The following is a 26,930-nucleotide window of genomic DNA, read 5'->3' as shown; positions in this document are numbered from 1 at the left end:
CCCCCTAGTCTGAGAAAGCACGGGGGCCTCGCCCCTGTCACTTCTCTCAAGAAAGGTGCGGACCGGCGTGGCCGACCGTCTCATCGTCCGTGGCGCGCGCGAGCACAACCTCAAGAATGTCTCGCTCGACCTGCCGCGCGACTCGCTCATCGTCTTCACGGGCCTGTCGGGGTCGGGCAAGTCCTCGCTGGCCTTCGACACCATTTTCGCCGAGGGGCAGCGGCGCTACGTGGAGTCGCTCTCCTCGTACGCCCGTCAGTTCCTCGGGCAGATGGACAAGCCGGACGTCGACTTCATCGAAGGTCTCTCCCCGGCCGTCTCCATCGACCAGAAGTCGACTTCGCGCAACCCGCGCTCGACGGTCGGCACCATCACCGAGGTCTACGACTACCTGCGTCTGCTCTTCGCGCGCATCGGCAAGCCGCACTGCCCCGAGTGCGGCCGTCCGATCTCGCGCCAGTCGCCGCAGGCCATCGTCGACAAGGTCCTGGAGCTGCCGGAGGGGAGCCGCTTCCAGGTGCTGTCGCCGCTCGTGCGCGAGCGCAAGGGAGAGTTCGTCGATCTCTTCACCGACCTGCAGACCAAGGGCTACAGCCGCGCGCGCGTGGACGGCGAGACCGTCCAGCTCTCCAACCCGCCCACGCTGAAGAAGCAGGAGAAGCACACCATCGAGGTGGTCGTCGACCGCCTCACGGTGAAGGACTCCGCCAAGCGCCGCCTCACCGACTCCGTGGAGACCGCCCTCGGACTGTCCGGCGGCATGGTCGTGCTCGACTTCGTCGACCTCCCCGAGGACGACCCCGAGCGCGAGCGCATGTACTCGGAGCACCTGTACTGCGCGTACGACGACCTGTCCTTCGAGGAGCTGGAGCCGCGCTCCTTCTCCTTCAACTCGCCCTTCGGCGCCTGCCCGGACTGCACCGGCATCGGCACGCGCATGGAGGTCGACCCCGAGCTGATCGTCCCGGACGAGGACAAGTCCCTCGACGAGGGTGCCATCCACCCCTGGTCGCACGGCCACACCAAGGACTACTTCGGCCGCCTGATCGGCGCCCTGGCGGACGCGTTGGGATTCCGGACGGACATCCCCTTCGCCGGCCTGCCGCAGCGCGCCAGGAAGGCACTTCTCCACGGCCACAAGACGCAGATCGAGGTCCGCTACCGGAACAGGTACGGACGCGAGCGCGTGTACACGACGCCCTTCGAAGGCGCCGTCCCCTTCGTGAAGCGCCGGCACAGCGAGGCCGAGAGCGACGCCAGCCGCGAACGCTTCGAGGGCTACATGCGCGAGGTGCCCTGCCCCACCTGCCAGGGGACGCGCCTGAAGCCGATCGTCCTCGCGGTCACCATCATGGGGAAGTCGATCGCCGAGGTCTCCGGCATGTCCATCAGCGACTGCGCGGACTTCCTGGGCGAGCTGAGGCTCAACGCCCGCGACAAGAAGATCGCCGAGCGCGTGCTGAAGGAGGTCAACGAACGGCTGCGGTTCCTGGTCGACGTCGGCCTGGACTACCTCTCGTTGAATCGTGCGGCCGGCACACTCTCCGGCGGCGAGGCCCAGCGCATCCGTCTGGCCACCCAGATCGGCTCCGGCCTCGTCGGCGTCCTGTACGTCCTCGACGAGCCGTCCATCGGCTTGCATCAGCGCGACAACCACCGGCTGATCGAAACCCTGGTCCGGCTGCGCGACATGGGCAACACGCTCATCGTCGTCGAGCACGACGAGGACACCATCAAGATCGCCGACTGGATCGTCGACATCGGCCCCGGCGCGGGCGAGCACGGTGGCAAGGTCGTGCACAGCGGCTCCCTGAAGGAACTGCTCACCAACGCCGAGTCGATGACCGGCCAGTACCTGTCCGGCAAGAAGTCGATCCCGCTGCCCGAGATCCGGCGCCCGCAGGACCCGACACGTCGGCTCACGGTGCACGGCGCGCGGGAGAACAACCTCCAGGACATCGACGTCTCGTTCCCGCTGGGCGTGTTCACGGCAGTGACGGGTGTGTCCGGCTCCGGCAAGTCGACGCTGGTCAACGACATCCTGTACACGCACCTGGCCCGTGAACTCAACGGCGCCCGCAATGTGCCCGGACGGCACACACGCGTGGACGGCGACGACCTCGTCGACAAGGTCGTACACGTCGACCAGTCGCCCATCGGCCGCACCCCGCGCTCCAACCCGGCCACGTACACCGGTGTCTTCGACCACGTCCGCAAGCTGTTCGCGGAGACCACCGAGGCGAAGGTCCGCGGCTATCTGCCCGGCCGCTTCTCCTTCAACGTCAAGGGCGGTCGCTGCGAGAACTGCGCGGGCGACGGCACGATCAAGATCGAGATGAACTTCCTCCCGGACGTGTACGTCCCGTGCGAGGTCTGCCACGGCGCCCGCTACAACCGGGAGACCCTGGAGGTCCACTACAAGGGCAAGTCCATCGCCGAGGTCCTGAACATGCCGATCGAGGAGGCGACGGACTTCTTCGAGGCCGTCCCCGCGATCGCCCGCCACCTCAACACCCTCAAGGACGTCGGTCTCGGCTACGTCAGGCTCGGCCAGTCCGCGACCACCCTCTCCGGCGGCGAGGCGCAGCGCGTCAAGCTCGCCAGTGAGCTGCAGCGCCGTTCCACCGGCCGCACCGTCTACGTCCTGGACGAGCCGACCACCGGTCTGCACTTCGAGGACATCAGCAAGCTGCTGACGGTCCTGTCCGGCCTGGTCGACAAGGGCAACACGGTCATCGTCATCGAGCACAACCTCGACGTGGTCAAGACCGCTGACTGGGTCGTCGACATGGGCCCCGAGGGCGGCGCCGGCGGCGGACTGGTCGTCGCCGAGGGCACACCCGAGGAGGTCGCCGGGGTCCCCGCCAGCCACACCGGCAAGTTCCTGAGGGAGATCCTCGGCGCCGACCGGATCAGCGACGCGGCTTTGGTGCCGGCCCCGCGCAGGACGACGGCCAAGAAGACCGTCGCTGCCAAGAGCACGGTCTCGGCAAACAAGACGGTCGCAGCCAAGTCGACGGCGAAGAGGACGACGACGGCCAGGACCGCCGACAACACGGCCACCAAGAAGGCCGCCGGCGCCACGAAGAAGGCGGCACCCGCGAAGAAGACGACGCGGGCACGGAAAGCCTGAACAATCCGGAAAAGTGCGGCGCCCCGTGGGAACTCCCCGCGGGGCGCCGCTCGTTGCAAGATCAGCCGCCTGATCCGCGGCTACGACGCACCTTGACTCCTGAACAGTGGAATCAGCGAAGGAGAGCCGAACGCCCGTTACCAGTCCCCGAGTTCGGAGACGTACGGCGGCTCTGCGCCTGCCCGGGAGCAGGTGATCGCGGCTGCGCGCGCCGCGAATCGCAGCAGCCTCGTCCAGCCGTCGGCTCCCAGTCCCAGGAGCGCCTCGGCGGACAGGGCGTCCTGGGCGGCCAGGGCATGCAGGAGAGCGGCGTTCACGGTGTCACCGGCGCCGATCGTGTCCACCACGTCGACCTTCTCGCCCGGTACGGCGTGCACCGCTCCGTCCCGGGTGAAGGCGGTCAGCCCGTCGCCGCCATGGGTGATGACGACCGCCGCGGGTCCGGCGGCGAGCCACTCGCGCGGGGTGCCGCCCAGCCAGAGGGCGTCCTCCTCGGAGAGCTTGAGCAGCGTCACCGAGGGCAGCCAGCTCGTGAAGCGGGCCCGGTAGGCGTCCGCATCAGGGATCAGACCCGCCCTGATGTTGGGGTCGAGCGCGGTGAAGACGCCCTGGGCGGCAGCGGTCCGCATCAGGCTCTCGTAGGCGGTTGCGCCGGGTTCCAGGACGAGCGAGCAGGTGCCGAAGGACACGGCTCGCGTCTCGGCGGGCAGCGCCTGCGGTATCGCGAACAGCCGGTCGGCGGTGCCCTCGACATAGAAGGAGTAGGCGGCCGAGCCGTTGCCGTCGAGCGTGGCGAGGGCAAGGGTGGTCGGCTCCGGACCGCGCTGCACGGCCGAGACGTCCACGCCCGCTTCCCGGAGCCGGTCGAGCAGCGCCTCGCCGAAGGCGTCCTGCGAGGTACGGGAGCAGAAGGCGGTGGGGGAGCCGAGGCGGCCGAGCGCCACGGCCGTGTTGAACGGGCCGCCGCCGAGCGCCGGTTTGAGCCCCGCGAGGGCACCGGTGCCTTGCGGTACCAGGTCGATCAGAGCCTCACCGGCGACGACGATCACGAGACGGTTCCTTTCTTGAACTACTCGGGCTTCTGGAACTCTGCGGGTTTCTCACACTCGGCCCCCTCGGCCCGTTCGGCCCCTTTGGCTTTATCGGCCCGTTCGGCCTTCGCGGCCTCGCCCTCCTCGAACTCCCCGCGTGGCTCGGGCTGTTCGGGAAGTGCGAACTGCGACAGCTCGAACCGCACCGACCCCTCCGGGCAACCGCACGAGGTGCGGTGGACCAAGGTGCAGGGGAGTCGCAGCGTGCGGGCGGGGCGGTCCGGGGAGGCGAGGCGTTCCAGGAGCACCCGCACCGCCTCGGCGCCGAGTTCCCTGCTGGGCTGGGCGACGGCGGTGAGCCGGGGCGAGAACAGGTCCGCCCAGGCGAAGTCGTCGAAGCAGCACAGGGCGATGTCACCGGGCACGGACAGGCCGCGATCCCGCAGTGCACGCAGCGCGCCGATGGTCATCGCGTTGTTGGCGGTGACGAGTGCCGTGGGCGGGTCGGCGAGGGAGAGGAGCCGCGCAGTGGCGCGTTCGGCGCCGACGGACTCGGAGTCGCCGTGCACCACGAGGTGTTCGTCGGGGAGGAGCCCGGAGGCGGCGAGGCCGCTGCGGTATCCGGCGATGCGTTCGCGGGTGGTGCTGAACCCGGGCGCGCCGGCGACCAGGGCGATCCGGCGGTGGCCGAGGTCGGCAAGATGGGTGACCAGCCGGGCGGTCGGCTCGGTGCTCTCGGTACAGACCTGGTCGTAGCGTGGTGTCCCGTCGGCGGGGAAGTCCACACGGCGGTCGAGGAAAACGGCCGGGACGCCGTGCCGGCTGAGGTAGGCGACGAGTTCGCCCGGGTCCGCGGACGGGGCGACGATCATGCCGTCGACCCGGCGTTCGTGCAGCAGTTGGACGACCTTGCGCTCGTGCTCAGGGTCGTCGTGCGGATCGGCGATGAGCAGGCTGTAGCCGTGTTCCAGGGCGCCGGCCTCGACGCCCTGGAGGATCTCCGTGAAGTACGGGTTGCTGGTCGCCGACACCGCGAGGCCGATGGACCGGGTGCGCGAGGTCACCAGGGAGCGGGCGAGGGTGTTCGGGCTGTAGCCGAGCCGGTCGACGGCGTCCAGGACGGCCTGGCGGGTGTGGGGGAGGACGGGCCGGGTGTCGTTCAGGACGTGCGAAACGGTCGCGACGGAGACGCCGGCGCTCCGAGCGACGTCGGCCATGGTGACCATGACGTACCCCCTGAACCGTGGCCCTCGCCGGCAGAGCATGCCTTCCGGCCGGGACGCTATCTCATTCCAGGGCGGACGTAAACGCTTGCGCAAACGTTTACGTCACCGCCCGTGCGCCTGCGGGGGATTCCCGCCCGCCCGCAGGGATTCCCTCACCGCGGAGCTCTGCGTGAGCCGGCCCTTACGTCCGGTTCACTCCCAGTCCCACCCGATCCCCACGATCCCCGACCGCACCCGGGGCTCGACGAGGTGGACCGAGTGGTGGCGGCCCGTGAGGGCGAGTTCCTGGCGGCCGCTGCGTGGGGCCGCCGGAGAGTGCTGGGCGAAGCGGTGGCAGTGGGACGGCAGGGCCTGTTCGTCGAAGCGCACCTGGAGGGCGTACTGCCCGCCCGCGGGCCCGAAGCTGCGGACGTACTCGCGGCACACACCCGCGGTGCCGTCCTCGATGCCGTAGCGGAACAGGAAGGTGTCGCCGGCCCGCAGGCGGGTGTCGAAGAGGAGCTCGGCGACGAGCACACCGGTCTCGTGGTGCACGCGTATGCGTCCCGTGCGGCAGTTCTCCAGCGCGTGCACCCCCATGCGCTCCGGAGCGCACCCCGGGTCGCCGTGGTGGACCGCCACGAAGCGGTCGACGCCGTCCTTGTGGGCGCGCACGATGTGGTGGGACTCCCGCCCCGCCAGCTCGCGGTGCGATCCGATCCGTATCCGCTCGTGATGCCCCAGGGTGTGCAGCCCGCTGTCCAGGGGCGAGCCCAGTTCGGCCAGCAGCCGTTCCAGGACGCCCGACGCCTCCACGAGGGAGCGGTAGGAACGGCCCGCGGTCCGTGGTGCGGACGGGCCTTCGGCGGTCTCCGCGAGCAGCCGGATCAGGGACTCCTCCGGCAGCTGCAGGATCTCCTCCAGCGCCCGCACGGCCCGCAGGGACTCGGGGCGCTGCGGTCGCCGGGCACCCTGCTGCCAGTAACTCAGGCTGGTGACGCCGACCTTGACCCCGTAGCGCGACAGATGGTGCTGCACGCGCTGCAGCGGCAGCCCACGGGCGGCGATCGCGGCACGCAGCGCGGCATGGAAGGGGCCACCCCGCAGGGCCGAGTCCAGTTCCGCTGTGGCGACGGTGGCGACGTCCGCGTGCTGTGTGGCGTGCGGCATGCAGGGGCCTTTCTGTGAATGCTCGCTACGGCTGGTCGGGCCGGGTTCGTGCTGTCTGCCGGGGCCTCCCCGTCGGCGCCGGGGCGTCTTCCCATCCGTACGCCGCCGTTCACGGCCCCGAGTTCCCCCGCATTGAAGCGTGTTGACCAAGTCCCGACAACACCTGACGCCCAACAGCGGCGTACTCCTGGCCGAGACACGATCGGCTCTCTCAGGCCGGTGCAGTCGTCCCGTCGGCGCCGAGAACCTCCCTGATCGCCCGCGCCGACAGGCCGGATTTCTGCAGGAACACTTGGGCGGCACCGGCGGCGACGAGTCTTTGGAAGTCCTCCGGGGAGTGCGTGGAGATCAGCATGATGACGGAGCAGACGCGGTCGGCCAGTTCCGCCGCGACGTCGAAATCGCTCTAGCCGTTGAGGTCCAGGTCCGCCAGGACGATGTCCGGGGGCGAGCTCCGTCGCGCGCGAGAGCCTCCGCACCCGTCGGGGCAAGGCCGGGGAGGGGTACTCCGTCGCGTTCGAGCAGGGTGCGCGCGGCCTCCAGGAACCGGATGCTGTCATCGACGAGAAGACAGGGCATGGCCATGCCGACAGGGTGCCAATCAGCAGGTGATTGAGAGTTCCAGCCAGCCGGAAAGACTCGGTGCGTCAGCCGTCCGGTTCTGGGGGTGGTCGCCGGCTCCAGGGGCGGCCCATCCCGCCGACCTGCTCACCTTGCAGGGGCTTGGCGCGCAGGCCCTCGAGCGCATCCGCCGGGGCGGATCGGTCGTCGGCCCCTCGCTGGTGGCGGAGCTGTTCGCCGCCAACCCCCGCGACGCCCCCTTGTCCCACTTCAGTGCCCGGGAGCGCGAGGTCCTGGCCCTGATGGCGGAGGGCCGCTCGAACGCGGGCATAGGCCGCAGGCTGTGGGGCGTCGAGGGCACCGTCGAGAAACACGTCCGCAGCATCCCGGGCAGACTCCGCCCCACCGGGGACACCTACGACCACCGCCGCGTCCTGGCCGTTCTACGTTCCTGGAGTCCGGGTAGTCCCCGCAGCGGGGTTGTCCACAGGCCGGCCGCAGTGTCAGCCCTCGCCAGTAGGGTGTGAGACATGGCCGATCCCTCCAGCTACCGCCCCAGGCCGGGTGCGATCCCGGACTCCCCGGGGGTGTACAGGTTCCGCGACGAGCACCGCCGGGTGATCTACGTCGGAAAGGCGAAGAGCCTGCGCCAGCGCCTGGCGAACTACTTCCAGGACCTGACGAACCTGCACCCGCGCACTCGGACGATGGTCACCACGGCCGCGTCCGTGGAGTGGACCGTGGTGTCCACAGAGGTCGAGGCCCTGCAGCTGGAGTACTCCTGGATCAAGGAGTTCGACCCCCGGTTCAACGTCAAGTACCGCGACGACAAGAGCTATCCCTACCTCGCGGTGACCATGAACGAGGAATTTCCGCGCGTCCAGGTGATGCGCGGACACAAGCGCAAGGGCGTGCGCTACTTCGGGCCGTACGGACACGCGTGGGCGATCCGCGACACCGTGGACCTCCTCCTGCGGGTCTTCCCCGTGCGCACCTGCTCGGCCGGCGTCTTCAAGAACGCCGAGCGCACCGGCCGGCCCTGTCTGCTCGGCTACATCGGCAAGTGCTCGGCGCCCTGCGTCGGCCGCGTCTCGGCCGAGGAGCACGACGAACTGGCCGAGGAGTTCTGCGACTTCATGGCCGGCCGCACGGGGACGTACCTCCGCCGCCTGGAGAAGCAGATGGCCCAGGCGGCCGAGGACATGGAGTACGAGCGGGCGGCCCGCCTGCGTGACGACATCGGGGCCCTGAAGAAGGCCATGGAGAAGAGCGCGGTCGTGCTCGCCGACGCGACCGACGCCGACCTGATCGCGGTCGCCGAGGACGAGCTCGAGGCGGCCGTCCAGATCTTCCACGTCCGCGGCGGACGCGTGCGTGGCCAGCGCGGCTGGGTCACCGACAAGGTCGAGGAGATCACCACCGGCGCCCTCGTCGAGCACGCCCTGCAGCAGCTGTACGGCGAGGAGAAGGGCGACTCCGTCCCCAAGGAGGTCCTCGTCCCCGCCCTGCCCGACCCGGTCGAGCCCGTCCAGCAGTGGCTCGCCGAGCGCCGGGGCTCGGGCGTCTCCCTGCGCATCCCGCAGCGCGGCGACAAGAAGGCCCTGATGGAGACGGTGGAGCGCAACGCCCAGCAGTCCCTGGTGCTCCACAAGACCAAGCGCGCCTCCGACCTGACCACGCGCTCGCGGGCCCTGGAGGAGATCGCCGACGCCCTCGACCTGGACAGCGCACCCCTGCGGATCGAGTGCTACGACATCTCGCACCTCCAGGGCGACGACGTCGTGGCGTCCATGGTCGTCTTCGAGGACGGCCTGCAGCGCAAGAGCGAGTACCGCCGCTTCCAGATCAAGGGCTTCGAAGGTCAGGACGACGTCCGCTCCATGCACGAGGTGATCACCCGCCGCTTCAGGAGGTACCTCGTCGAGAAGGAGAAGACCGGCGAGTGGGTCGACGACGGCCAGGAGAGCCATCTCGACGGTGATCTCGGCAACGGCCTCAAGGACGAGGACGGCAGGCCCAAGAAGTTCGCCTACCCGCCCCAGCTCGTCGTCGTCGACGGCGGGCAGCCCCAGGTCGCGGCCGCCAAGAGGGCCCTCGTCGAGCTCGGCATCGACGATGTCGCGGTGTGCGGCCTGGCCAAGCGTCTGGAGGAGGTGTGGCTGCCGGACGACGACCCGGTGGTCCTGCCCCGCACCAGCGAGGGTCTCTACCTGCTGCAGCGCGTCCGCGACGAGGCGCACCGCTTCGCGATCACCTACCAGCGCACCAAGCGGGCCAAGCGCTTCCGGTCGAGCCCCCTGGACGACGTGCCCGGCCTCGGGGACACCCGCAAGCAGGCACTTCTCAAGCACTTCGGTTCGTTGAAGAAACTGCGATCCGCCACCATCGACGAGATCTGCGAGGTTCCCGGCATAGGCCGCAAGACGGCCGAGACCATTGCCGTGGCCCTCGCGCAGGCGGTCCCGGCCGCGCCCGCCGTGAACACGGCGACTGGAGAGATCATGGAGGAGGAACCCGGCACCACGGGTTCCAGTGGGGAGCCCGTGACGATGGGCGCCCCGGACGAACGACGGGGGCAGGAGACATGAATGTGAACGAGCACGACGGGCAACAGACCCCAGCCGGAGACGGCCCAGCCGGAGACGGAGCACAGGTGAGTACGGGCAGCGAAACACCCGGGGTGCCCGAGTCGGCCATCCCGGAGCTGGTGATCATCTCCGGCATGTCCGGTGCGGGCAGGTCGACGGCCGCCAAGTGCCTTGAGGACCTCGGCTGGTTCGTCGTCGACAACCTGCCGCCCGCCCTGATCCCCACCATGGTGGAACTCGGCGCGCGCTCGCAGGGCAACGTGGCCAGGATCGCGGTCGTCGTCGACGTCCGCGGCCGCCGCTTCTTCGACAACCTCCGCGACTCCCTCGCCGACCTGGAGTCCAAGCACGTCACCCGGCGGATCGTCTTCCTGGAGTCCTCCGACGAGGCCCTGGTGCGCCGCTTCGAGTCGGTGCGCCGCCCGCACCCCCTCCAGGGTGACGGCCGCATCGTCGACGGCATCGCCGCCGAGCGCGAACTGCTGCGCGAGCTGCGTGGCGACGCCGACCTGGTGATCGACACCTCCAGCCTGAACGTGCACGAGCTGCGCGCCAAGATGGACGCCCAGTTCGCCGGCGAGGAGGAGCCGGAGCTGCGGGCCACCGTCATGTCCTTCGGCTTCAAGTACGGCCTCCCGGTCGACGCCGACCTGGTCGCGGACATGCGGTTCTTGCCCAACCCGCACTGGATCCCGGAGCTGCGCCCCTTCACCGGCCTCAACGAGGAGGTGTCGGCCTACATCTTCAACCAGCCCGGCGCCAAGGAGTTCCTCGACCGCTATGCCGAACTGCTCCGGCTCATCGCGGCCGGCTACCGCCGCGAAGGCAAGAGGTACGTGACCATCGCCATCGGCTGCACCGGCGGCAAGCACCGCTCGGTGGCCACCTCGGAGAAGCTCGCCGCGCGCCTCGTGGCCGAGGGTGTGGAGACGGTGGTCGTGCACCGGGACATGGGACGGGAATGACAGGACGTTCTTCGCGGCTGAGCAGGCTGCGCCGGACGGTGCCCGAGGGGCGGGCGAGCCGGCCCGTCGAGACCCGCGGTGCCAGGCCCCGCCGACGCGGCGCCCAGCCCAAGGTGGTCGCCCTCGGCGGCGGCATGGGCCTGTCCGCCTCGCTCGCCGCACTGCGCCGGATCACCGGCGACCTCACCGCCGTCGTCACCGTGGCCGACGACGGCGGCTCCAGCGGACGCCTGCGTGACGAGCTGGGCGTACTGCCGCCCGGCGACCTGCGCAAGGCGCTGGCCGCGCTGTGCGGCGACGACGACTGGGGCCAGACCTGGGCCCGGGTCATCCAGCACCGCTTCCAGTCCAAGGGCGACCTGCACGAGCACGCCGTCGGCAACCTCCTGATCGTCGCCCTCTGGGAACAGCTCGGCGATCACGTCCAGGCCCTCGACCTGGTCGGCAAGCTGCTCGGCGCGCACGGGCGGGTGCTGCCCATGTCCGCCGTACCCCTGGAACTGCAGGCACTGGTCAAGGGGCACCTCCCGGAGCGGCCCGAGGACGTCGAGACCGTGCGCGGACAGGCGACTGTGGCGCTGACGCCCGGCGAGGTGCAGTCCGTTCACCTCGTGCCGCACGACCCGCCGGCCGTGCCCGAGGCCGTCGAGGCGGTCCTGGACGCCGACTGGGTGGTTCTCGGCCCGGGCTCCTGGTTCTCGTCGGTCATCCCACACCTCCTCGTGCCAGATCTGCTGGACGCGCTCATCGAGACCAAGGCGCGCCGGGTGCTCCCGCTGAACCTCGCCCCGCAGCCCGGAGAAACCGAAGGCTTCTCACCGCAGCGTCATTTGGAGGTTTTGGGACGACACGCCCCTAAACTCGCCCTGGACGTGGTGCTGGCCGACGAGGCCGCCGTGCCCGACCGCGACGTGCTCACCGAAGCTGCCAAGCGACTCGGAGCCGCGGTCGAGCTGGCGCCGGTGGCCCGGAGGGACGGAACCCCTCGGCACGACCCGGAGCTGCTGGCCGCCGCGTACGACCGTATTTTTCGGATGCATGGAAGGATCGGCCCATGGCGATGACGGCAGCGGTGAAGGACGAGATCTCCCGGCTCCCCGTCACCCGGACCTGCTGCAGGAAGGCGGAGGTCTCCGCCATTCTGCGGTTCGCCGGCGGCCTTCACCTGGTCAGCGGGCGCATCGTGATCGAGGCGGAGCTGGATACCGCGATGGCGGCCCGGCGCCTGAAGCGGGACATCCTGGAGATCTTCGGCCACAGTTCCGAACTGATCGTGATGGCACCGGGCGGACTGCGGCGCGGTTCGCGCTATGTCGTCCGGGTCGTCGCCGGAGGTGATCAGCTGGCCCGGCAGACCGGCCTGGTGGACGGCCGGGGCCGCCCGATCCGGGGTCTGCCCCCGCAGGTGGTCTCGGGGGCCACCTGCGACGCGGAGGCCGCCTGGCGTGGGGCCTTCCTCGCGCACGGCTCGCTGACCGAGCCCGGCCGCTCGTCCTCCCTGGAGGTGACCTGCCCAGGGCCCGAGGCCGCCCTCGCCCTGGTCGGCGCCGCCCGCCGGCTGTCGATCGCCGCCAAGGCCCGTGAGGTGCGCGGAGTGGACCGGGTGGTCGTCCGTGACGGCGACGCGATCGGCGCCCTGCTCACCCGCCTCGGCGCGCACGAGTCGGTGCTGGCCTGGGAGGAGCGCCGGATGCGCCGCGAGGTGCGGGCGACGGCGAACAGGCTCGCCAACTTCGACGACGCCAACCTGCGCCGCTCCGCCCGCGCGGCGGTCGCGGCCGGTGCCCGTGTCCAGCGCGCCCTGGAGATCCTCGGCGAGGAGGTCCCCGAGCACCTCGCCGCCGCCGGGCGCCTGCGCATGGACCACAAGCAGGCCTCGCTGGAGGAGCTGGGCGCGCTCGCCGACCCGCCGTTGACCAAGGACGCCGTCGCCGGCCGTATCCGGCGGCTGCTCGCGATGGCCGACAAGCGCGCCTCCGACATCGGCATTCCCGGCACGGAGTCCAGCATCACCGAGGAGATGGCCGACAACCTCGTCGGCTGACTGCGCGAAAGATCGGTCAACACGCCGGTGCCGATGCCCTGTTGGGGCGTCGGCACCGGCGTTGTCTGTCCCTGGGGCACCCTTGACTCGATCATGGAGTGTCATGAACCTGGCAGCAGTTCGCCACTGTGGCGGACCACTGCTAGGGGGGTTCATGAGACCTAGAGCGAGATCGATCCTCGCTGCCGGCGCGCTTGTGATCGGCGGAGCGAGCCTCGCACCCATCGCCCAGGCGCAGAACGCAAGTTCGCAGGGATCCGACCCCAACGAGGTCAAGGTCTTCCGCGCCGACGTCACCGCCAGGCAGGTACCCCTGCTGCTGGCGGCCGGACAGGACAGTCACGAACTCGGTGAGCAGGTCCCGGACAAGGGCACCGCATCGGTCGAGGTCTATCTGACGGACCAGCAGGCCCACAAGCTGGAGAAACAGGGCGTCGACCTCACCGAGCACACCCTTTCGGCCAGGGCGGAGAAGCGTGTCGACGCTGCCGCACAGGGCGTGTTCCGCCCGTACGGCGGAAGCGGTGGGCTCAAGGAGGAGATCGTCCGGACCGGGCAGGAGAACCCGAACCTCACCAAGGTCGTCTCCATCGGCAGGACGGTGGGCGGCCAGGACATCCTCGCGGTCAAACTGACCAAGGGCGCGAAGAAGTCCAAGGACGGTTCGAAGCCCTCCGTCCTCTACATGTCCAACCAGCACGCGCGCGAGTGGATCACGCCGGAGATGACCCGCCGGCTGATGCACTACTACCTGGACAACTACAAGACGGACAAACGCATCAGGAAGATCGTCGACTCGACCGAGCTGTGGTTCGTGATCTCCGCCAACCCCGACGGCTACGACTACACGTTCCGGAACTCCGACACCCGCCTGTGGCGCAAGAACCTGCGCGACGTCAACGGCGACGGTGTCATCTCCACCGGCGACGGCGTCGACCTCAACCGCAACTTCGCCTACAAGTGGGGCTACGACGACGAGGGTTCGTCGCCCAACCCGACGAGTGAGACCTATCGCGGTGCGAGCCCCGGCTCCGAGCCCGAGACCAAGGCGCTCGACGCCTTCGAGAAGCGGATCGGCTTCACGTACGCCATCAACTACCACTCCGCCGCCGAACTCCTCCTCTACGGCGTCGGCTGGCAGGTCGCCACGCCGACCCCGGACGACGTCGTCTACAAGGCCCTCGCCGGTTCGCCGGACAACTCCGCGATCCCCGGCTACCACCCGCAGGTCTCCTCGGAGCTGTACACGACCAACGGCGAGGCGGACGGTCACGCGGGGAACGTCAACGGCATGTCGATGTTCACCCCCGAGATGTCGACCTGCCAGACCGCCTCGAACGTCGACCCGGGCGACCAGTGGAACGCGGCCGACTGCCAGTCGGTCTTCAACTTCCCGGACGACGAGAAGCTGATCCAGGCGGAGTTCGCGAAGAACGTTCCGTTCGCGCTGTCGGTCGCCGAGACCGCCCCGCACCCCGACACGCCGTCCTCCTCGCTCGGCCTGACCGCCGCCGACTTCAACCCGGCGACGTTCTCCACGTCGTACTCCCGCGGCGCTGACCAGACGGTCTCCGTCGTCGTACGCAAGGCCGTCCGCGACAAGGAGCTCAAGTACCGCGTCGACGGCGGCCGTACCAAGGACGTGGCGCTCAGGTCCTGGAAGGGCGGCGAGACGTACGGCGGCGCGGACAACCTGCACTTCGACGAGTACCGGGCCAAGGTCAAGGACGGCGACCCGGGCGACAAGGTCGAGGTCTGGTTCACCGGGAAGTCGAAGAGCGGCAAGAAGGTCTCCAGCGGGCACTTCACCTACACCGTCGCCCAGCGGCCCAAGGCCGACACACTCGTCGTCGCCGAGGAGGGCGCTGCCGCCACGCAGGCACAGACGTACGTGGACGCGCTGAAGGCGAACGGCCGCAAGGCGATCGTCTGGGACGTCGCCACCCAGGGCGCGCCCGACGCGCTCGGCGTGCTGAAGCACTTCAGAACGGTCGTCCACTACACCGGCGCGAGCGTCCCCGGCAACGCCACCCAGCTTCAGCTCCGCGCCTTCCTCAACGAGGGCGGCAAGCTGATCGAGGCGGGCGAGCAGGCCGGCGGCAACGTCGATCTCGGCGGCGGCACCCTGTCGAACGACTTCAGTCAGTACTACCTGGGCGCCTATTCGCGTACATCGACGCCCGGGGCCACCGGCATCACCGGTTCCGGCAGACTCGACGGCTTCAGCGGTGCGCTCGGTGCTGCGCCCGGCAACCCGCTCGACAAGGCGGGCACCTACAGCGTCACCTCCGAGGAACTGCCCGTCGGCACCTACCCGCAGTTCGCGAGCGCGGGCGCGGGCCGGTTCGCCGGGACCGTCGACCCGTACGCGCCGTACGCGGGCTCCTCCATGGCCGCGGCCGTCCACTCCGACGACTCCTACAAGCGCCTCACCCGCACCGTCGACCTCACCGGCGTCACCGCGGCCCAGCAGCCCACCCTGCGCAGCCGGCTGCTGTGGGACACCGAACCCGGCTACGACCACGTGATCGTCGAGGCGCACACCACCGGTGCCGACGACTGGACGACGTTGCCGGAGGCAGGCGGCGCCACCAGCCAGAAGGTGCCGGCGGAGTGCGAGGCGGGCTTCCTGGTGAAAGAGCACCCGTGGCTCAAGCACTACCTCACCGTCGCCTCCGGCGGCTGCACCGCGAGCGGCACCAGCGGCTCCTGGAACAGCCTCACCGGCGCCTCCAGCGGCTGGCAGCAGGTCAACTACGACCTGAGCGCCTACGCCGGAAAGTCCGTCGAGGTCTCCATCAGCTATGTCACCGACCCCAGCACGGGCGGCCACGGCGTCCTCGCCGACGAGGCCTCGCTCGTCGTCGGTGGCACGGCGACGCAGACCGAGGGCTTCGAGACGTCGCTCGGCGCCTGGGGGGTGAGCGGACCGCCCGCGGGCAGCCCGGCCGTGCTCAAGGACTGGGCGCGTACCGGGGCACTGTTCAAGACGTACGGCGCGATCACCACCGACCGGAGCGTCCTGCTGGGCTTCGGTCTGGAGCACGTCCGCGCGGCCGCGGATCGTAATGCCCTCGTCAAGAAGGCACTCGCTGCTCTCCGAGGCTGAACCACCTGGTCAACGATGACCAGCACTCCGTAGTCAGAAAGAGTGATCAGACCTTTCGGGCAGGCGGTCCGTACCCGTACTGGCGGGTACGGACCGCCTGCCCGTGTATGGGGCATCTCGATGTCACCGCGGGGCCCGCAGGGAGGTAGGGTCGGGGGTGGTCGGGGACATCCCAAACAGAGCTCGCCGGCACCGCATAGCCGGCGTACCAACGAGGAGATCGGTTCGTGACGATCCGCGTAGGCATCAACGGCTTCGGTCGTATCGGTCGCAACTACTTCCGCGCACTGCTGGAGCAGGGTGCAGACATCGAGATCGTGGCTGTCAACGACCTGGGTGACACAGCGACCACCGCTCACCTGCTGAAATACGACACCATCCTGGGCCGCCTCAAGCACGAGGTCTCCCACACCGCCGACACCATCACGGTCGACGGCAAGACCATCAAGGTCCTTTCCGAGCGCAACCCCGCCGACATCCCGTGGGGCGACCTCGGCGTCGACATCGTCATCGAGTCGACCGGCATCTTCACCAAGAAGGCCGACGCCGAGAAGCACATCGCGGGCGGCGCCAAGAAGGTCCTCATCTCGGCTCCGGCCAAGGACGAGGACATCACCATCGTGATGGGCGTCAACCAGGACAAGTACGACGCGGCCAACCACCACGTCATCTCCAACGCCTCCTGCACCACCAACTGTGTGGCGCCGATGGCCAAGGTCCTCGACGAGAACTTCGGCATCGTCAAGGGTCTGATGACGACGGTCCACGCGTACACCAACGACCAGCGCATCCTGGACTTCCCGCACTCGGACCTGCGTCGCGCCCGCGCCGCCGCCGAGAACATCATCCCGACCACGACCGGTGCCGCCAAGGCCACCGCCCTGGTCCTCCCGCAGCTCAAGGGCAAGCTCGACGGCATCGCGATGCGCGTCCCGGTCCCGACCGGTTCCGCCACCGACCTCGTCGTGACGCTCCAGCGCGAGGTCACCAAGGACGAGGTCAACGCCGCGTTCAAGAAGGCCTCCGAGGACGGCGATCTCAAGGGCTACCTGGCCTACACCGAGGACCCGATCGTCTCCTCGGACATCGTCAGCGACCCGGCCTCCTGCACCTTCGACTCCTCCCTGACCATGGTCCAGGAGGGCAACTCGGTGAAGATCCTCGGCTGGTACGACAACGAGTGGGGCTACTCCAACCGCCTCGTCGACCTCACGGTCTTCGTCGGCAACCAGCTCTGATCCACAGAGCAGGCACTTGATGTGACGGCAGGGCTCGGGCGGCGCAGTGACGCGCCGCCCGGGCCCTGACTCACGTACGGATCGGCCCTCTTACGATCACGAGCACCACAAGTCCTCCTCGGGAGCCCTCTCAATGAAGACGATCGACGAACTCCTCGCCGAAGGCGTGACCGGCAAGCGGGTCTTCGTCCGCGCCGACCTCAACGTGCCGCTGGACGGCACCACCATCACCGACGACGGCCGTATCCGCGCCGTGCTGCCCACCGTGAAGGCCCTCGCTGAGGCCGGCGCGCGCGTCGTCGTGGCCTCGCACCTCGGCCGCCCCAAGGGCGCGCCGGACCCGGCCTTCTCCCTCGCCCCCGCCGCCGTGCGCCTGGGTGAACTCCTCGGCGCGGACGTGGCGTTCGCGACCGACACGGTCGGTGACTCCGCCGGGTCCACCGTCGCGGGCCTCGCCGACGGTCAGGTCGCCGTGATCGAGAACCTGCGTTTCAACGCCGGCGAGACCAGCAAGGACGCCGCCGAGCGCGGCGCTTTCGCGGACCAGCTGGCCCAGCTCGCGGACGTCTACGTCGGGGACGGCTTCGGCGCGGTGCACCGCAAGCACGCCTCGGTCTTCGACCTCCCGGCCCGTCTGCCGCACGCCGCCGGCTACCTCATCACGAACGAGGTCGCCGTCCTGAAGAAGCTCACCGACGACGTCAAGCGGCCGTACGTCGTCGCCCTCGGCGGCGCCAAGGTCTCCGACAAGCTCGCCGTCATCGACCAGCTGCTCGGCAAGGCCGACCGCATCCTCATCGGCGGCGGCATGGCGTACACCTTCCTCAAGGCCAAGGGCTACGAGATCGGCAAGTCCCTCCTTCAGGAGGACCAGATCCCGGCGGTCCTTGAGTACGTCGAGCGCGCGGAGAAGACCGGTGTCGAGTTGGTCCTGCCCGTCGACGCGGTGGTCGGGCCCGGGTTCCCGGACCTGAAGACCAAGGCTTCGGCCGGTGCCACCGCCGTCGCCGCCGACGCGATCCCCGCCGACCAGATGGGCCTGGACATCGGTCCGGAGTCCCGCAAGCTGTACGCCTCGAAGATCACCGACGCCGCCACCGTCTTCTGGAACGGCCCGATGGGCGTCTTCGAGCACCCCGATTTCGCCGAGGGCACCAAGGCGGTCGCCCAGGCCCTCCTCGACTCCCCGGCCTTCACGGTCGTCGGCGGCGGCGACTCCGCCGCGGCCGTGCGCCTCCTGGGCTTCGACGAGAACGCGTTCGGACACATCTCGACCGGCGGCGGCGCCTCCCTCGAATACCTCGAGGGCAAGACGCTCCCCGGCCTCGCCGCACTGGAGGACTGACCTTTATGAGCACGCGCACGCCGCTGATGGCGGGCAACTGGAAGATGAACCTCAACCACCTCGAGGCCATCGCCCACGTCCAGAAGCTCGCCTTCGCTCTCGCGGACAAGGACTACGAGGCCGTAGAGGTCGCCGTCCTGCCGCCCTTCACCGACCTGCGCTCCGTGCAGACCCTGGTCGACGGCGACAAGCTCAAGATCAAGTACGGCTCCCAGGACATCTCGGCGCACGACTCCGGCGCCTACACCGGCGAGATCTCCGGCTCGATGCTGGCCAAGCTGAAGTGCACGTACGTGGCGATCGGCCACTCCGAGCGCCGCCAGTACCACAACGAGACCGACGAACTGGTCAACGCCAAGGTCAAGGCCGCCTACAAGCACGGTCTGACCCCGATCCTGTGCGTCGGTGAGGAGCTGGAGGTCCGCGAGGCGGGCAACCACGTCACGCACACGCTCGCCCAGGTCGAGGGCGGCCTCAAGGACCTCCCGGCCGAGCAGGCCGAGACGATCGTCATCGCCTACGAGCCGGTGTGGGCCATCGGCACCGGCAAGGTCTGCGGCGCCGACGACGCCCAGGAGGTCTGCGCCGCCATCCGCGGCAAGATCGCCGAGCTGTACACCCAGGAGCTCGCCGACCAGGTGCGCATCCAGTACGGCGGCTCCGTGAAGGCCGGCAACGTCGCCGAGATCATGGCCAAGGCCGACATCGACGGTGCCCTGGTCGGCGGTGCCTCCCTGGACGCGGACGAGTTCGTCAAGATCGTGCGCTTCCGCGACCAGTGAGTAGGCCATAGCGGCGATCCGTCGTACCCTTGCGGGGGCATGGTAGGGAGCTGCCGTGCCCCCGTCGTTCATCCGAATCCGAGAGAGTTGGTCCAGCCGTGGTTTTGGGGTTCTCGATCGCCCTGATCGTCTTCAGCCTGCTGATGATGCTGCTGGTGCTGATGCACAAGGGGAAGGGCGGCGGCCTCTCCGACATGTTCGGCGGCGGCATGCAGTCATCCGTCGGCGGCTCCTCTGTCGCCGAGCGCAACCTCGACCGCATCACCGTGGTGATCGGTCTGCTGTGGTTCGCGTGCATTGTCGTACTCGGCATCATCATGAAGACGAACAGCTGAGCAGCAACGCACACACAGCACCTGGATTCCGCACGTAAGGCCCCATGTTCGGTACGCGCAGCTGAGCGCGGCCTATCATGGGGCTTGCGTCTGGATGTAGGGGATGTAACTCCCATCACTGGACGCGCGTTGGGCCTTACGTAGACTGAGGCGCTCGCAACGAAGCGACACGCCGACTCGCTTCGCGGCACCATCACGCAGGGAGTTACGACCGTGGCAAGTGGCAACGCGATCCGAGGAAGCCGGGTCGGGGCGGGGCCGATGGGCGAGGCCGAGCGCGGCGAGTCCGCGCCGCGTCTGCGCATCTCCTTCTGGTGCTCCAACGGGCACGAGACGCAGCCCAGCTTCGCCAGCGACGCGCAGGTTCCGGAGACCTGGGACTGTCCGCGCTGCGGCTTCCCGGCCGGACAGGACCGGGACAACCCGCCGGACCCGCCGCGCACCGAGCCCTACAAGACGCACCTCGCGTACGTCCGGGAGCGGCGCAGCGACGCGGACGGCGAGGCGATCCTCGCCGAGGCGCTCGCGAAACTGCGGGGAGAGATCTAGGAGTTGAGAGCCGGCCGGGTACCCAGGGTGCCTGGCCGGAGGTGTTTCGTCACCGGCCTGTTCCGTCACCGGCGGCCGGCCGTCCGCGGACCGATTGTCAGTGGTGCCCTCTACGGTTTGTGCATCGGCGAATCGTGAGGGGGAGACGTGGCGGCGGTCGAGGGGACGGGCGCGTTCGCGCCCGTGTGGCGTGGGGGATTCGGGCGGCTGTGGACGGCCGCGGTGGTCTCCCGGTTCGGGGACGCACTGCGGGGCGCGGCGCTGCCCCTGCTCGCCACCTCGCTGACGAGCCGGCCCCTGCTCATCGCGTCGGTGACCGCCTGCGGCTATCTGCCGTGGATCGTCTTCGGGCTGCTCGGCGGCGCGGTCGCGGACCGGGTGGACCAGCGGCGCGCCATGTGGACGGTCGATGCGGTACGGGGAGTGCTCGTCGCCGTCTTCGCCGTGGCCGTCGCCTCCGGGCACGCCTCGATCGCGCTGCTCATCGCGCTCGCCTTCGTACTGACCACCCTCCAGACGCTCTTCGACAATGCCTCCACGGCCCTGCTGCCCGCCCTGGTCGACCATGAGGCACTCGGCCGTGCCAACGCGCGTCTGATGACCGGACAGCAGATCGCGGGCGGCCTGATCGGGGCGCCCGTGGTGCCGCTGCTGATCGCCGCGGGAGCCGCCGTTCCCTTCGCGGCCGACGCGGGGACCTTCCTGCTCGCCGCCGCGCTGGTCGCCTCCCTGCCACGAACCGAAGCGCCCGAGCGCGCGCCGAGACCGGCGGGCGGCACCCTGCGCCGCGAGATCGCGGACGGGCTGCGCACCCTGTGGCACGACCGGGCCCTGCGCGGACTGTGCACCGCCACGGCCCTGTGCAACATCGGGATGGGTGCCCTGATCGCCACGCTGGTGATCCTGGTGACCGGCTGGCTGGACGCCGGCACCTCCGGATACGCGGCGGTGACCACCGCGTACGCGGCCGGCGGCCTGGCCGGGGGAGTGGTGAACGGGCGGATCGCCGCGCGGCTCGGGCCCACGCCGGCCGTGCTGCTCGCCGGGCTGATGCAGATCGCCGCCCTCGTGGTCCTGGGCAGTGTGCGCCGCCTGGCCGTGGCGGCGGCCGCCCTCGCCGTCTTCGGTTTCATGGGCATGGTGTGGAACGTCAACACCACGACCCTCATGCAGCAGCGCGCGCCCTCCGAGATGCTGGGCCGGGTCAGCTCCGCCTTCCGCACCCTGGCCGTCGCCGGGGCCCCGCTGGGCGCCCTGCTCGGCGGGGCCGTCGCCACCGCCTGGGGGCCGAACACGCCGGCCCTGCTCGCCGCCGCCTTCTTCGTCCTGTCCGTCCTCGCGCTGATATCTGCCCGCAAGCGGGACGTATCTGTTGTTGCGCCGGGCGGCGACGCCACGACGGCTCACCCCCCGCGCTGATCAATTAGGTTGGAACATCTGGGACAGGCACGAAAGAAGGCTGAAGTCGGACATGAACGCAGACGGCCGTACCAGGCTCAACCAGACGCCCGAGTGGACCGCGCTGGCCAAGCACCGTGAGGAGCTCGCCGGCACCGGTCTGCGGGAGCTCTTCACCGCCGACCCGGGCCGCGGCACCGGCTGCACGCTGCAGGTGGGCGACCTGTACGTCGACTACTCCAAGCACCTGGTCACCGACGAGACCCTGCGGCTGCTGCGCGAGCTGGCCGCCGCCACGGATGTGTTCGGCCTGCGGGACGCCATGTTCCGCGGCGCGAAGATCAACACGACCGAGGGCCGGGCCGTGTTGCACACCGCCCTGCGCGCGCCGCGCGACGCGGTGATCGAGGTCGAGGGCGAGAACGTCGTCCCTGATGTGCACGCGGTCCTCGACAGGATGGCCGGCTTCGCCGAGCGGGTCCGCTCCGGCGCCTGGACCGGCCACACCGGCAGGCGCATCAAGAACGTGGTCAACATCGGCATCGGCGGCTCCGACCTCGGTCCGGCGATGGCGTACGAGGTGCTGCGCAGCTTCACCGACCGCGACCTCACGGTCCGCTTCGTGTCGAACGTGGACGGCGCCGACCTGCACGAGGCCACCCGCGACCTGGACGCGGCGGAGACGCTGTTCGTCATCGCCTCCAAGACCTTCACCACCATCGAGACCATCACGAACGCCACCTCGGCGCGTGAGTGGCTGCTCCGTGAGCTGAAGGCCGGTCAGGAGGCCGTCGCCAAGCACTTCGTGGCGCTGTCGACGAACGCGGGGAAGGTCGGCGAGTTCGGCATCGACACGGCCAACATGTTCGAGTTCTGGGACTGGGTCGGCGGACGGTACTCGTACGACTCGGCGATCGGCCTGTCGCTGATGATCGCCATCGGCCCGGACCGCTTCCGGGAGATGCTCGACGGGTTCGCGCTCGTCGACGAGCACTTCAGGTCGGCGCCCGCCGAGTCCAACGTGCCGTTGCTGCTCGGCCTGTTGGGCATCTGGTACGGCAACTTCCACGACGCCCAGTCGCATGCCGTGCTGCCGTACAGCCACTACCTGTCCAAGTTCACGGCGTATCTGCAACAGCTGGACATGGAGTCCAACGGCAAGTACGTCGGCCGCGACGGGCGGGAGGTCGACTGGCATACCGGGCCGGTGGTCTGGGGCACGCCGGGCACCAACGGGCAGCACGCGTACTACCAGTTGATCCACCAGGGCACGAAGCTGATCCCGGCGGACTTCATCGGCTTCGCCGAGCCGGTGGGCGAGCTGAGCGACGGGCTCAAGGCGCAGCACGACCTGCTGATGGCCAACTTCTTCGCGCAGACGCAGGCCCTCGCCTTCGGCAAGACCCCGGACGAGGTGCGGGCGGAGGGCGTGCCCGAGGAGCTGGTGGCGCACAAGACCTTCAAGGGCGACCACCCGACCACGACGATCCTCGCGCGTGAGCTGACGCCGTCCGTGCTCGGCCAGTTGATCGCCCTGTACGAGCACAAGGTGTTCGTACAGGGGGCGGTCTGGAACATCGACTCCTTCGACCAGTGGGGCGTCGAGCTCGGCAAGGTGCTGGCCAAGCGGGTCGAGCCGGCGCTGACCGAGGGGGCGGAGGTTCCGGGTCTGGACGAGTCCAGCACGGCACTGGTCGCCAAGTACCGGGAGCTGCGCGGGCGGGCGTAACACCGCCGCCACAGGTCCGGGAAGCGAGGCGGCACCTGGCCGTCCGCTTCCCGTAGACTGCCCCGGCGATCATGAACACGACCGCTCGGGGGAGCACACCGTGAGTAACGCACAAGGGAGTTGGCTCAGCGACAGGCTGGAAGCCCGGTCCTTTCTGAAGCCTCATCACATGGCGCGGGCGGTGTTCCATCCGGCGTGGATCCCCCCGGCGGTCGACCCGTCCGTGGAGCAGCTCAAGCGGGTGCGGGTCATCGCGGGGGCGGTCGCGGGGCTCGGCGTCTACACCTTCGTCGAGGGCGGGTTCGCCTTCGACGAGATGCTGGACAACGCGGTCACCGCTTCCGTCGTCCTGTTGTTCCTCACCCCGCTGACGGTCGGCGTGATGCTCTACGTGTGGCGGCGGGGCGGCACGGTGCGGCAGTTGCGGGTGCCCCTCGTCAACGCGCTCAAGCTGCTGCTGCTCTTCATCGGTTCGGTCCTCGTGACCGTGCTGCTCTTCCGGCTGGGCGACGCGTTCGGAATCCTCGCGAGACTCGTGCTGAGCCTCGCCGGACTCTGGATGGTGTGGTTCGTGATCGCGGGTGCGGTCAAGCTCACGGGGAACTTCTTCGGCACCGCCGCCGTGCACCGCGGCCTGCCGCCGCTGCTCGCCACGGTGACGACCTGGCTGATGGCCCTGCCCGACCTGTTCACGGGCGATCTGCACGGCCTGAGCCTCACCATGGGCATCGTGTTCATCCTGGGTGCTCCCGTGACGGTCACCGCGATCGCGGTGCTGGAGCTGCGGCGGCTCAGACAGCGCTACGGCGTCCGGCTGACGGCACATCCGCTCACGCTGCCGCGGATCGCTCCGCCGCCACCGCCGCAGTACGCCCCGAACGGCTTCGTCCCTCCGCAGGGCAACCCGTACGGTCCTCCGTCGGGTCATCCGGCGGGTCCTCCGTCCGGGAATCCATACGGGAATCCGTATGACCCGCGCCCGCCGCACCACCCGCAGAGTCCCTACGGCAACTCCGGCAACCCTTACGGCAACTCCGGCAATCCCTACGGGAGTTGACCCGCTCGCGCGTTGCGGTCAGGCCAGCGCGCCGAGGGTGTCCGCGAGCCGTCGTCGTGCCGCACGTGCCGCGGGCAGGGCCGCGAGCCCGGCGGCGCCGAGCACCGCGGCCGCGCCGAACAGCATCAGCAGCGCGGGCGACGGTCCTTGGGCTATCCCCGCCCCGATGCCGCTCGATCTGCCCTGGGTGTCGATCAGCCAGTGCGCGAGGGGCGTGCCCAGGGCCGTACCGGCGAGGACGGCGGCCAGCGCGGTGCAGGTGGTGGCCGTGACCGTGATCGCGGTGATCTGGCGCGGGGACAGTCCGATGGCCTTGAGGGCGAGCAGATCGCGCTCGCCCTCGCGGACCGTGCCGCCGATCGCGGTGAGCAGTTCGACGAGCCCGATGAGGGCGAGGACGACGATCAGCCCGGCGACGACCGAGCGCAGAGGGGAGAGCCCGTCGGCCGGGTTGGTCACGGTGTGCACGTCCAGATGCCCGTGCCCGGCGGTGGCCAGCCGGCCGGCGACCGTGTGAGGGTCGGCGCCCGGGCGCAGGCGGAGCTGGTAGAGGCTCGGGGTGAGGTGGGGGTCGTTCTCGCGAAGGGTGTCGAGCGAGGTGGAGATGACCCGGCCGGCGTTCTCCGGTTCGATGCTGCGGCCCACGATGTGCAGGATCTGCGGCTGCTCGCCGACCGTGATCCGCACCCAGTCGCCGACACGGGCGTGCAGCAGGTCGAGGAAGCCCTGCCCGGCCACCGCCTCGTCGCTGCCGTGCGCGCGCCGGCCGTCGGCCAGGGCGTAGGGGTAGGGCTCCTGGTGGGTGCCCAGGCCGCGCAAGGCGATCGTGGCCGTCTGGCCGGGCACCAGCGCGGCCACCTCGACGCCGGGGTAGGTGGCGGCGACCTGCGGGTCGCGCCCCAGCAGTGCGCGGGTGGCGGGGTCGCTGAGACCCGCGTCCGTGTGGACGGTGAGCGCGGTCGGCAGGCCCATCTGCTCGGGCCTGCTGTGGAAACGGTCGATGGTGGTCCAGGCACTCATCGCCACGACGATCAGCAGCAGGGGCAACGCCAGTCGGGCCACGGTGGCCAGCGACCGCATCCTGCGGACAAAGGCCGTGTGCCACCCCAGCACCAAGGCGGGCGGCACCCCCACCCCGAGCGCCCACCGGGCCATCCCGGAGAGCTGCCCGCCGGAGCGAGCGGTGGGAGGCGGGCCGGAGTAGCCGTGAGCCGGGGCGGGATTCCTGCCGTCCTGTGCCGAGGCCGGTGGGGCCGGGCTCGAAACGCGGCCGGTGTCCTGCCCGGCGGCCGCAGTCGCCGGCCGCGGCCCGAGCCCCCGCCGCACCGGACCTGCCGGTCGGAAGCCCGGCGGACCCGCGGACACCGACTCCAGCGCCTGTCCGGCTCCCGGATCCGCTGCCTGCCTGGCTCCGGGCTCCGTCCCCCGCAAGGACCCAAGCCCCGACATCCCCGGCGATCCCGCCCCCGGCTTCAGGGACTCGGCCCCCGGCTCCCGGGACTCGGCCCCCGCCCGCCGCCGAGCCGCCCCCGGCACCCCTCCGCCCTTCACAGCCGAAGGCCGTGTCACCGGGACCGGGGGTACCCGGCCCGCTCGCCAGGCCGCGAGGCCCGTCGTTGCGGTGATGAAGAGGATCGCGCCCACCGGGATGGCGAAGAGGGCCGCTGTGTGGCCGGGGAGGCTCTGCCATACGCCGAGGGCGTCTCCGAGGCGGCCCGGGAAACGGCTGCCGAGGGACTGGGTGAGTGCTGCCGCGGACACGGCGCCCAGGACGGCGTAGGCGATGTGCTGGAGCAGGAACACGCGGACGACCTGGCCCGGGGTGAAGCCGATCGCCTTCAGGACCGAGATGTCCCGCAGGTGGCCGCGGATGCGGGTGGCGATCGCGCCGTGCACGGCGAGCCCGGCGGCGATCAGTGCGCCCAGCCCGAACAACCCCAGCACCTGGCCGAGCAGCCGGTTGTCGCCCTGGGCCTCGGCCCGGGCCTGCTGCCAGGTGGAGACCTCGCCGATGGCACCGGCGCCGAGGACGGTGACGGCGCGCTGGACGGCGTAGGCCGTGTCCTCGGGGTCGCTGAGGCGCAGGCCGATGACCTGCCCGGTGGGGTGGGAAACGAGGGAGGGGAGCGCCCAGACCAGGCCCGGCTGCTCGCCGGGGCGGTAGCGGGGCTCGGCGCTGTCGGCCACGCCCAGCACGGTCACCGTCCGTGCCGTGCCCGGCAGGGTGAGCGTGTCGCCCGGTTCGGCGAGCAGGGCGCGGGCGAGGCGGCTCTCCAGGACCACGCCGTCGGGCGTGGCGGGGTCCAGCCAGCGGCCCGCGGTGAGCAGCGGATGGCCGATGGTGGGGCGCTCGGGTGTCGCACGCAGTTCGACCGACGCGCGGGTGCCGCGTGAGGCGAGGGTGGTGGGGGCGGTGGGGTAGGGGCCGGAGACCGACTCGACTCCGGCCACGTCCGCCAGTCTGCGCACCTTGGCGGACTCGCTGGTGTGGATCCAGACGTGCGCTCCGCGCTCCTGCGTGAAGATCCGCTGCCACGGGTTGGTGGCATACCCGAACAGCGCCGTGGCCAGCAGCAGCGACACGACTATCCCGGCGGTCGCGAGCACCAGGAACAGCGCCTCACCGCGATGCGTGCGCAGATCGGAGTGCGCCCAGCGCAACGTCGCCCGCATGCGGCTCAGCCCTTCCGG

Annotated in this window: 19 protein-coding genes and 1 pseudogene; 15 read left to right on the top strand and 5 right to left on the bottom strand. The window is 70.1% G+C overall.

The annotated features are described in order from the left end of the window. The first annotated feature begins 67 nt into the window (after positions 1–67). The gene (gene uvrA / locus ACYUED_RS10780; protein WP_491292051.1) at positions 68–3,133 is read left to right on the top strand and encodes an excinuclease ABC subunit UvrA; all 3,066 of its coding nucleotides are present in this window, start codon (positions 68–70) and stop codon (positions 3,131–3,133) included. A 137-nt stretch (positions 3,134–3,270) separates the two neighbouring features. Here uvrA and ACYUED_RS10775 read toward each other — a convergent pair whose 3' ends face one another. From ACYUED_RS10775 to ACYUED_RS10760, 4 genes are all read right to left on the bottom strand, one after another. Further along, positions 3,271–4,182 carry a carbohydrate kinase family protein gene (locus ACYUED_RS10775; RefSeq protein WP_491292050.1) on the bottom strand — a complete coding sequence of 304 codons (912 nt, stop codon included), beginning with the start codon at positions 4,180–4,182 and terminating at the stop codon, positions 3,271–3,273. A 20-nt stretch (positions 4,183–4,202) separates the two neighbouring features. After that, entirely contained in the window at positions 4,203–5,390 is a 1,188-nt protein-coding gene (locus ACYUED_RS10770; RefSeq protein ID WP_491292049.1) for a LacI family DNA-binding transcriptional regulator, read from the bottom strand. Positions 5,391–5,582: 192 nt separating this feature from the next. Then, positions 5,583–6,539: a hypothetical protein gene (locus ACYUED_RS10765; RefSeq protein ID WP_491292048.1), complete on the bottom strand. Its 957-nt coding sequence runs from the start codon at positions 6,537–6,539 to the stop codon at positions 5,583–5,585. A gap of 211 nt (positions 6,540–6,750) precedes the next feature. Next, positions 6,751–6,894 carry a hypothetical protein gene (locus ACYUED_RS10760; RefSeq protein WP_491292047.1) on the bottom strand — a complete coding sequence of 48 codons (144 nt, stop codon included), beginning with the start codon at positions 6,892–6,894 and terminating at the stop codon, positions 6,751–6,753. Between the two features lie 376 nt (positions 6,895–7,270). Between ACYUED_RS10760 and ACYUED_RS10755 the strand changes: the two are divergent. The 14 genes and pseudogenes from ACYUED_RS10755 to ACYUED_RS10690 form a co-directional block, all read left to right on the top strand. Beyond that, a pseudogene (locus tag ACYUED_RS10755) lies at positions 7,271–7,546 on the top strand (helix-turn-helix domain-containing protein); the annotation flags it as partial. A gap of 84 nt (positions 7,547–7,630) precedes the next feature. Continuing rightward, positions 7,631–9,688: an excinuclease ABC subunit UvrC gene (gene uvrC, locus ACYUED_RS10750; RefSeq protein ID WP_491292046.1), complete on the top strand. Its 2,058-nt coding sequence runs from the start codon at positions 7,631–7,633 to the stop codon at positions 9,686–9,688. Next, positions 9,685–10,653, top strand: a complete 969-nt coding sequence (gene rapZ, locus ACYUED_RS10745) for an RNase adapter RapZ (RefSeq protein ID WP_491292045.1) — start codon at positions 9,685–9,687, stop codon at positions 10,651–10,653. The genes uvrC and rapZ overlap by 4 nt, the downstream gene beginning before the upstream one ends. Continuing rightward, positions 10,650–11,717 carry a gluconeogenesis factor YvcK family protein gene (locus ACYUED_RS10740; protein ID WP_491292044.1) on the top strand — a complete coding sequence of 356 codons (1,068 nt, stop codon included), beginning with the start codon at positions 10,650–10,652 and terminating at the stop codon, positions 11,715–11,717. The genes rapZ and ACYUED_RS10740 overlap by 4 nt, the downstream gene beginning before the upstream one ends. Then, positions 11,708–12,697 carry a DNA-binding protein WhiA gene (whiA, locus tag ACYUED_RS10735; protein ID WP_491292043.1) on the top strand — a complete coding sequence of 330 codons (990 nt, stop codon included), beginning with the start codon at positions 11,708–11,710 and terminating at the stop codon, positions 12,695–12,697. The genes ACYUED_RS10740 and whiA overlap by 10 nt, the downstream gene beginning before the upstream one ends. 154 nt (positions 12,698–12,851) lie before the next feature. Continuing rightward, positions 12,852–15,806, top strand: coding sequence for a M14 family metallopeptidase (locus ACYUED_RS10730; protein ID WP_491292042.1), 2,955 nt, complete (start codon positions 12,852–12,854; stop codon positions 15,804–15,806). Between the two features lie 227 nt (positions 15,807–16,033). Next, a complete protein-coding gene (gap, locus tag ACYUED_RS10725; protein WP_266512237.1) occupies positions 16,034–17,044 on the top strand; it encodes a type I glyceraldehyde-3-phosphate dehydrogenase in 1,011 nt (336 codons plus the stop codon). Between the two features lie 133 nt (positions 17,045–17,177). Continuing rightward, the gene (locus ACYUED_RS10720) at positions 17,178–18,389 is read left to right on the top strand and encodes a phosphoglycerate kinase (protein WP_491292041.1); all 1,212 of its coding nucleotides are present in this window, start codon (positions 17,178–17,180) and stop codon (positions 18,387–18,389) included. A 5-nt stretch (positions 18,390–18,394) separates the two neighbouring features. Further along, entirely contained in the window at positions 18,395–19,171 is a 777-nt protein-coding gene (tpiA, locus tag ACYUED_RS10715) for a triose-phosphate isomerase (RefSeq protein ID WP_491292040.1), read from the top strand. Positions 19,172–19,275: 104 nt separating this feature from the next. Then, positions 19,276–19,506 (top strand): preprotein translocase subunit SecG, encoded by a 231-nt coding sequence (gene secG / locus ACYUED_RS10710; RefSeq protein WP_266520156.1) that lies wholly within the window; start codon positions 19,276–19,278, stop codon positions 19,504–19,506. 213 nt (positions 19,507–19,719) lie between these two features. Then, positions 19,720–20,055, top strand: a complete 336-nt coding sequence (locus tag ACYUED_RS10705; RefSeq protein WP_003976875.1) for an RNA polymerase-binding protein RbpA — start codon at positions 19,720–19,722, stop codon at positions 20,053–20,055. A 147-nt stretch (positions 20,056–20,202) separates the two neighbouring features. Next, positions 20,203–21,474 carry an MFS transporter gene (locus ACYUED_RS10700; protein ID WP_491292039.1) on the top strand — a complete coding sequence of 424 codons (1,272 nt, stop codon included), beginning with the start codon at positions 20,203–20,205 and terminating at the stop codon, positions 21,472–21,474. 52 nt (positions 21,475–21,526) lie between these two features. Further along, complete coding sequence (gene pgi, locus ACYUED_RS10695) at positions 21,527–23,182, top strand: glucose-6-phosphate isomerase (RefSeq protein WP_491292038.1); 1,656 nt, start codon at positions 21,527–21,529, stop codon at positions 23,180–23,182. 100 nt (positions 23,183–23,282) lie between these two features. Further along, positions 23,283–24,239, top strand: a complete 957-nt coding sequence (locus tag ACYUED_RS10690; RefSeq protein WP_491292037.1) for a proline-rich domain-containing protein — start codon at positions 23,283–23,285, stop codon at positions 24,237–24,239. Positions 24,240–24,257: 18 nt separating this feature from the next. Here ACYUED_RS10690 and ACYUED_RS10685 read toward each other — a convergent pair whose 3' ends face one another. After that, entirely contained in the window at positions 24,258–26,912 is a 2,655-nt protein-coding gene (locus ACYUED_RS10685; protein WP_491292036.1) for an ABC transporter permease, read from the bottom strand. Between the last annotated feature and the right edge of the window lie 18 nt (positions 26,913–26,930).

The sequence above is a fragment of the Streptomyces sp. DF42 genome (assembly GCF_058267695.1).
This window is presented reverse-complemented; position numbering and strand designations above follow the sequence as displayed.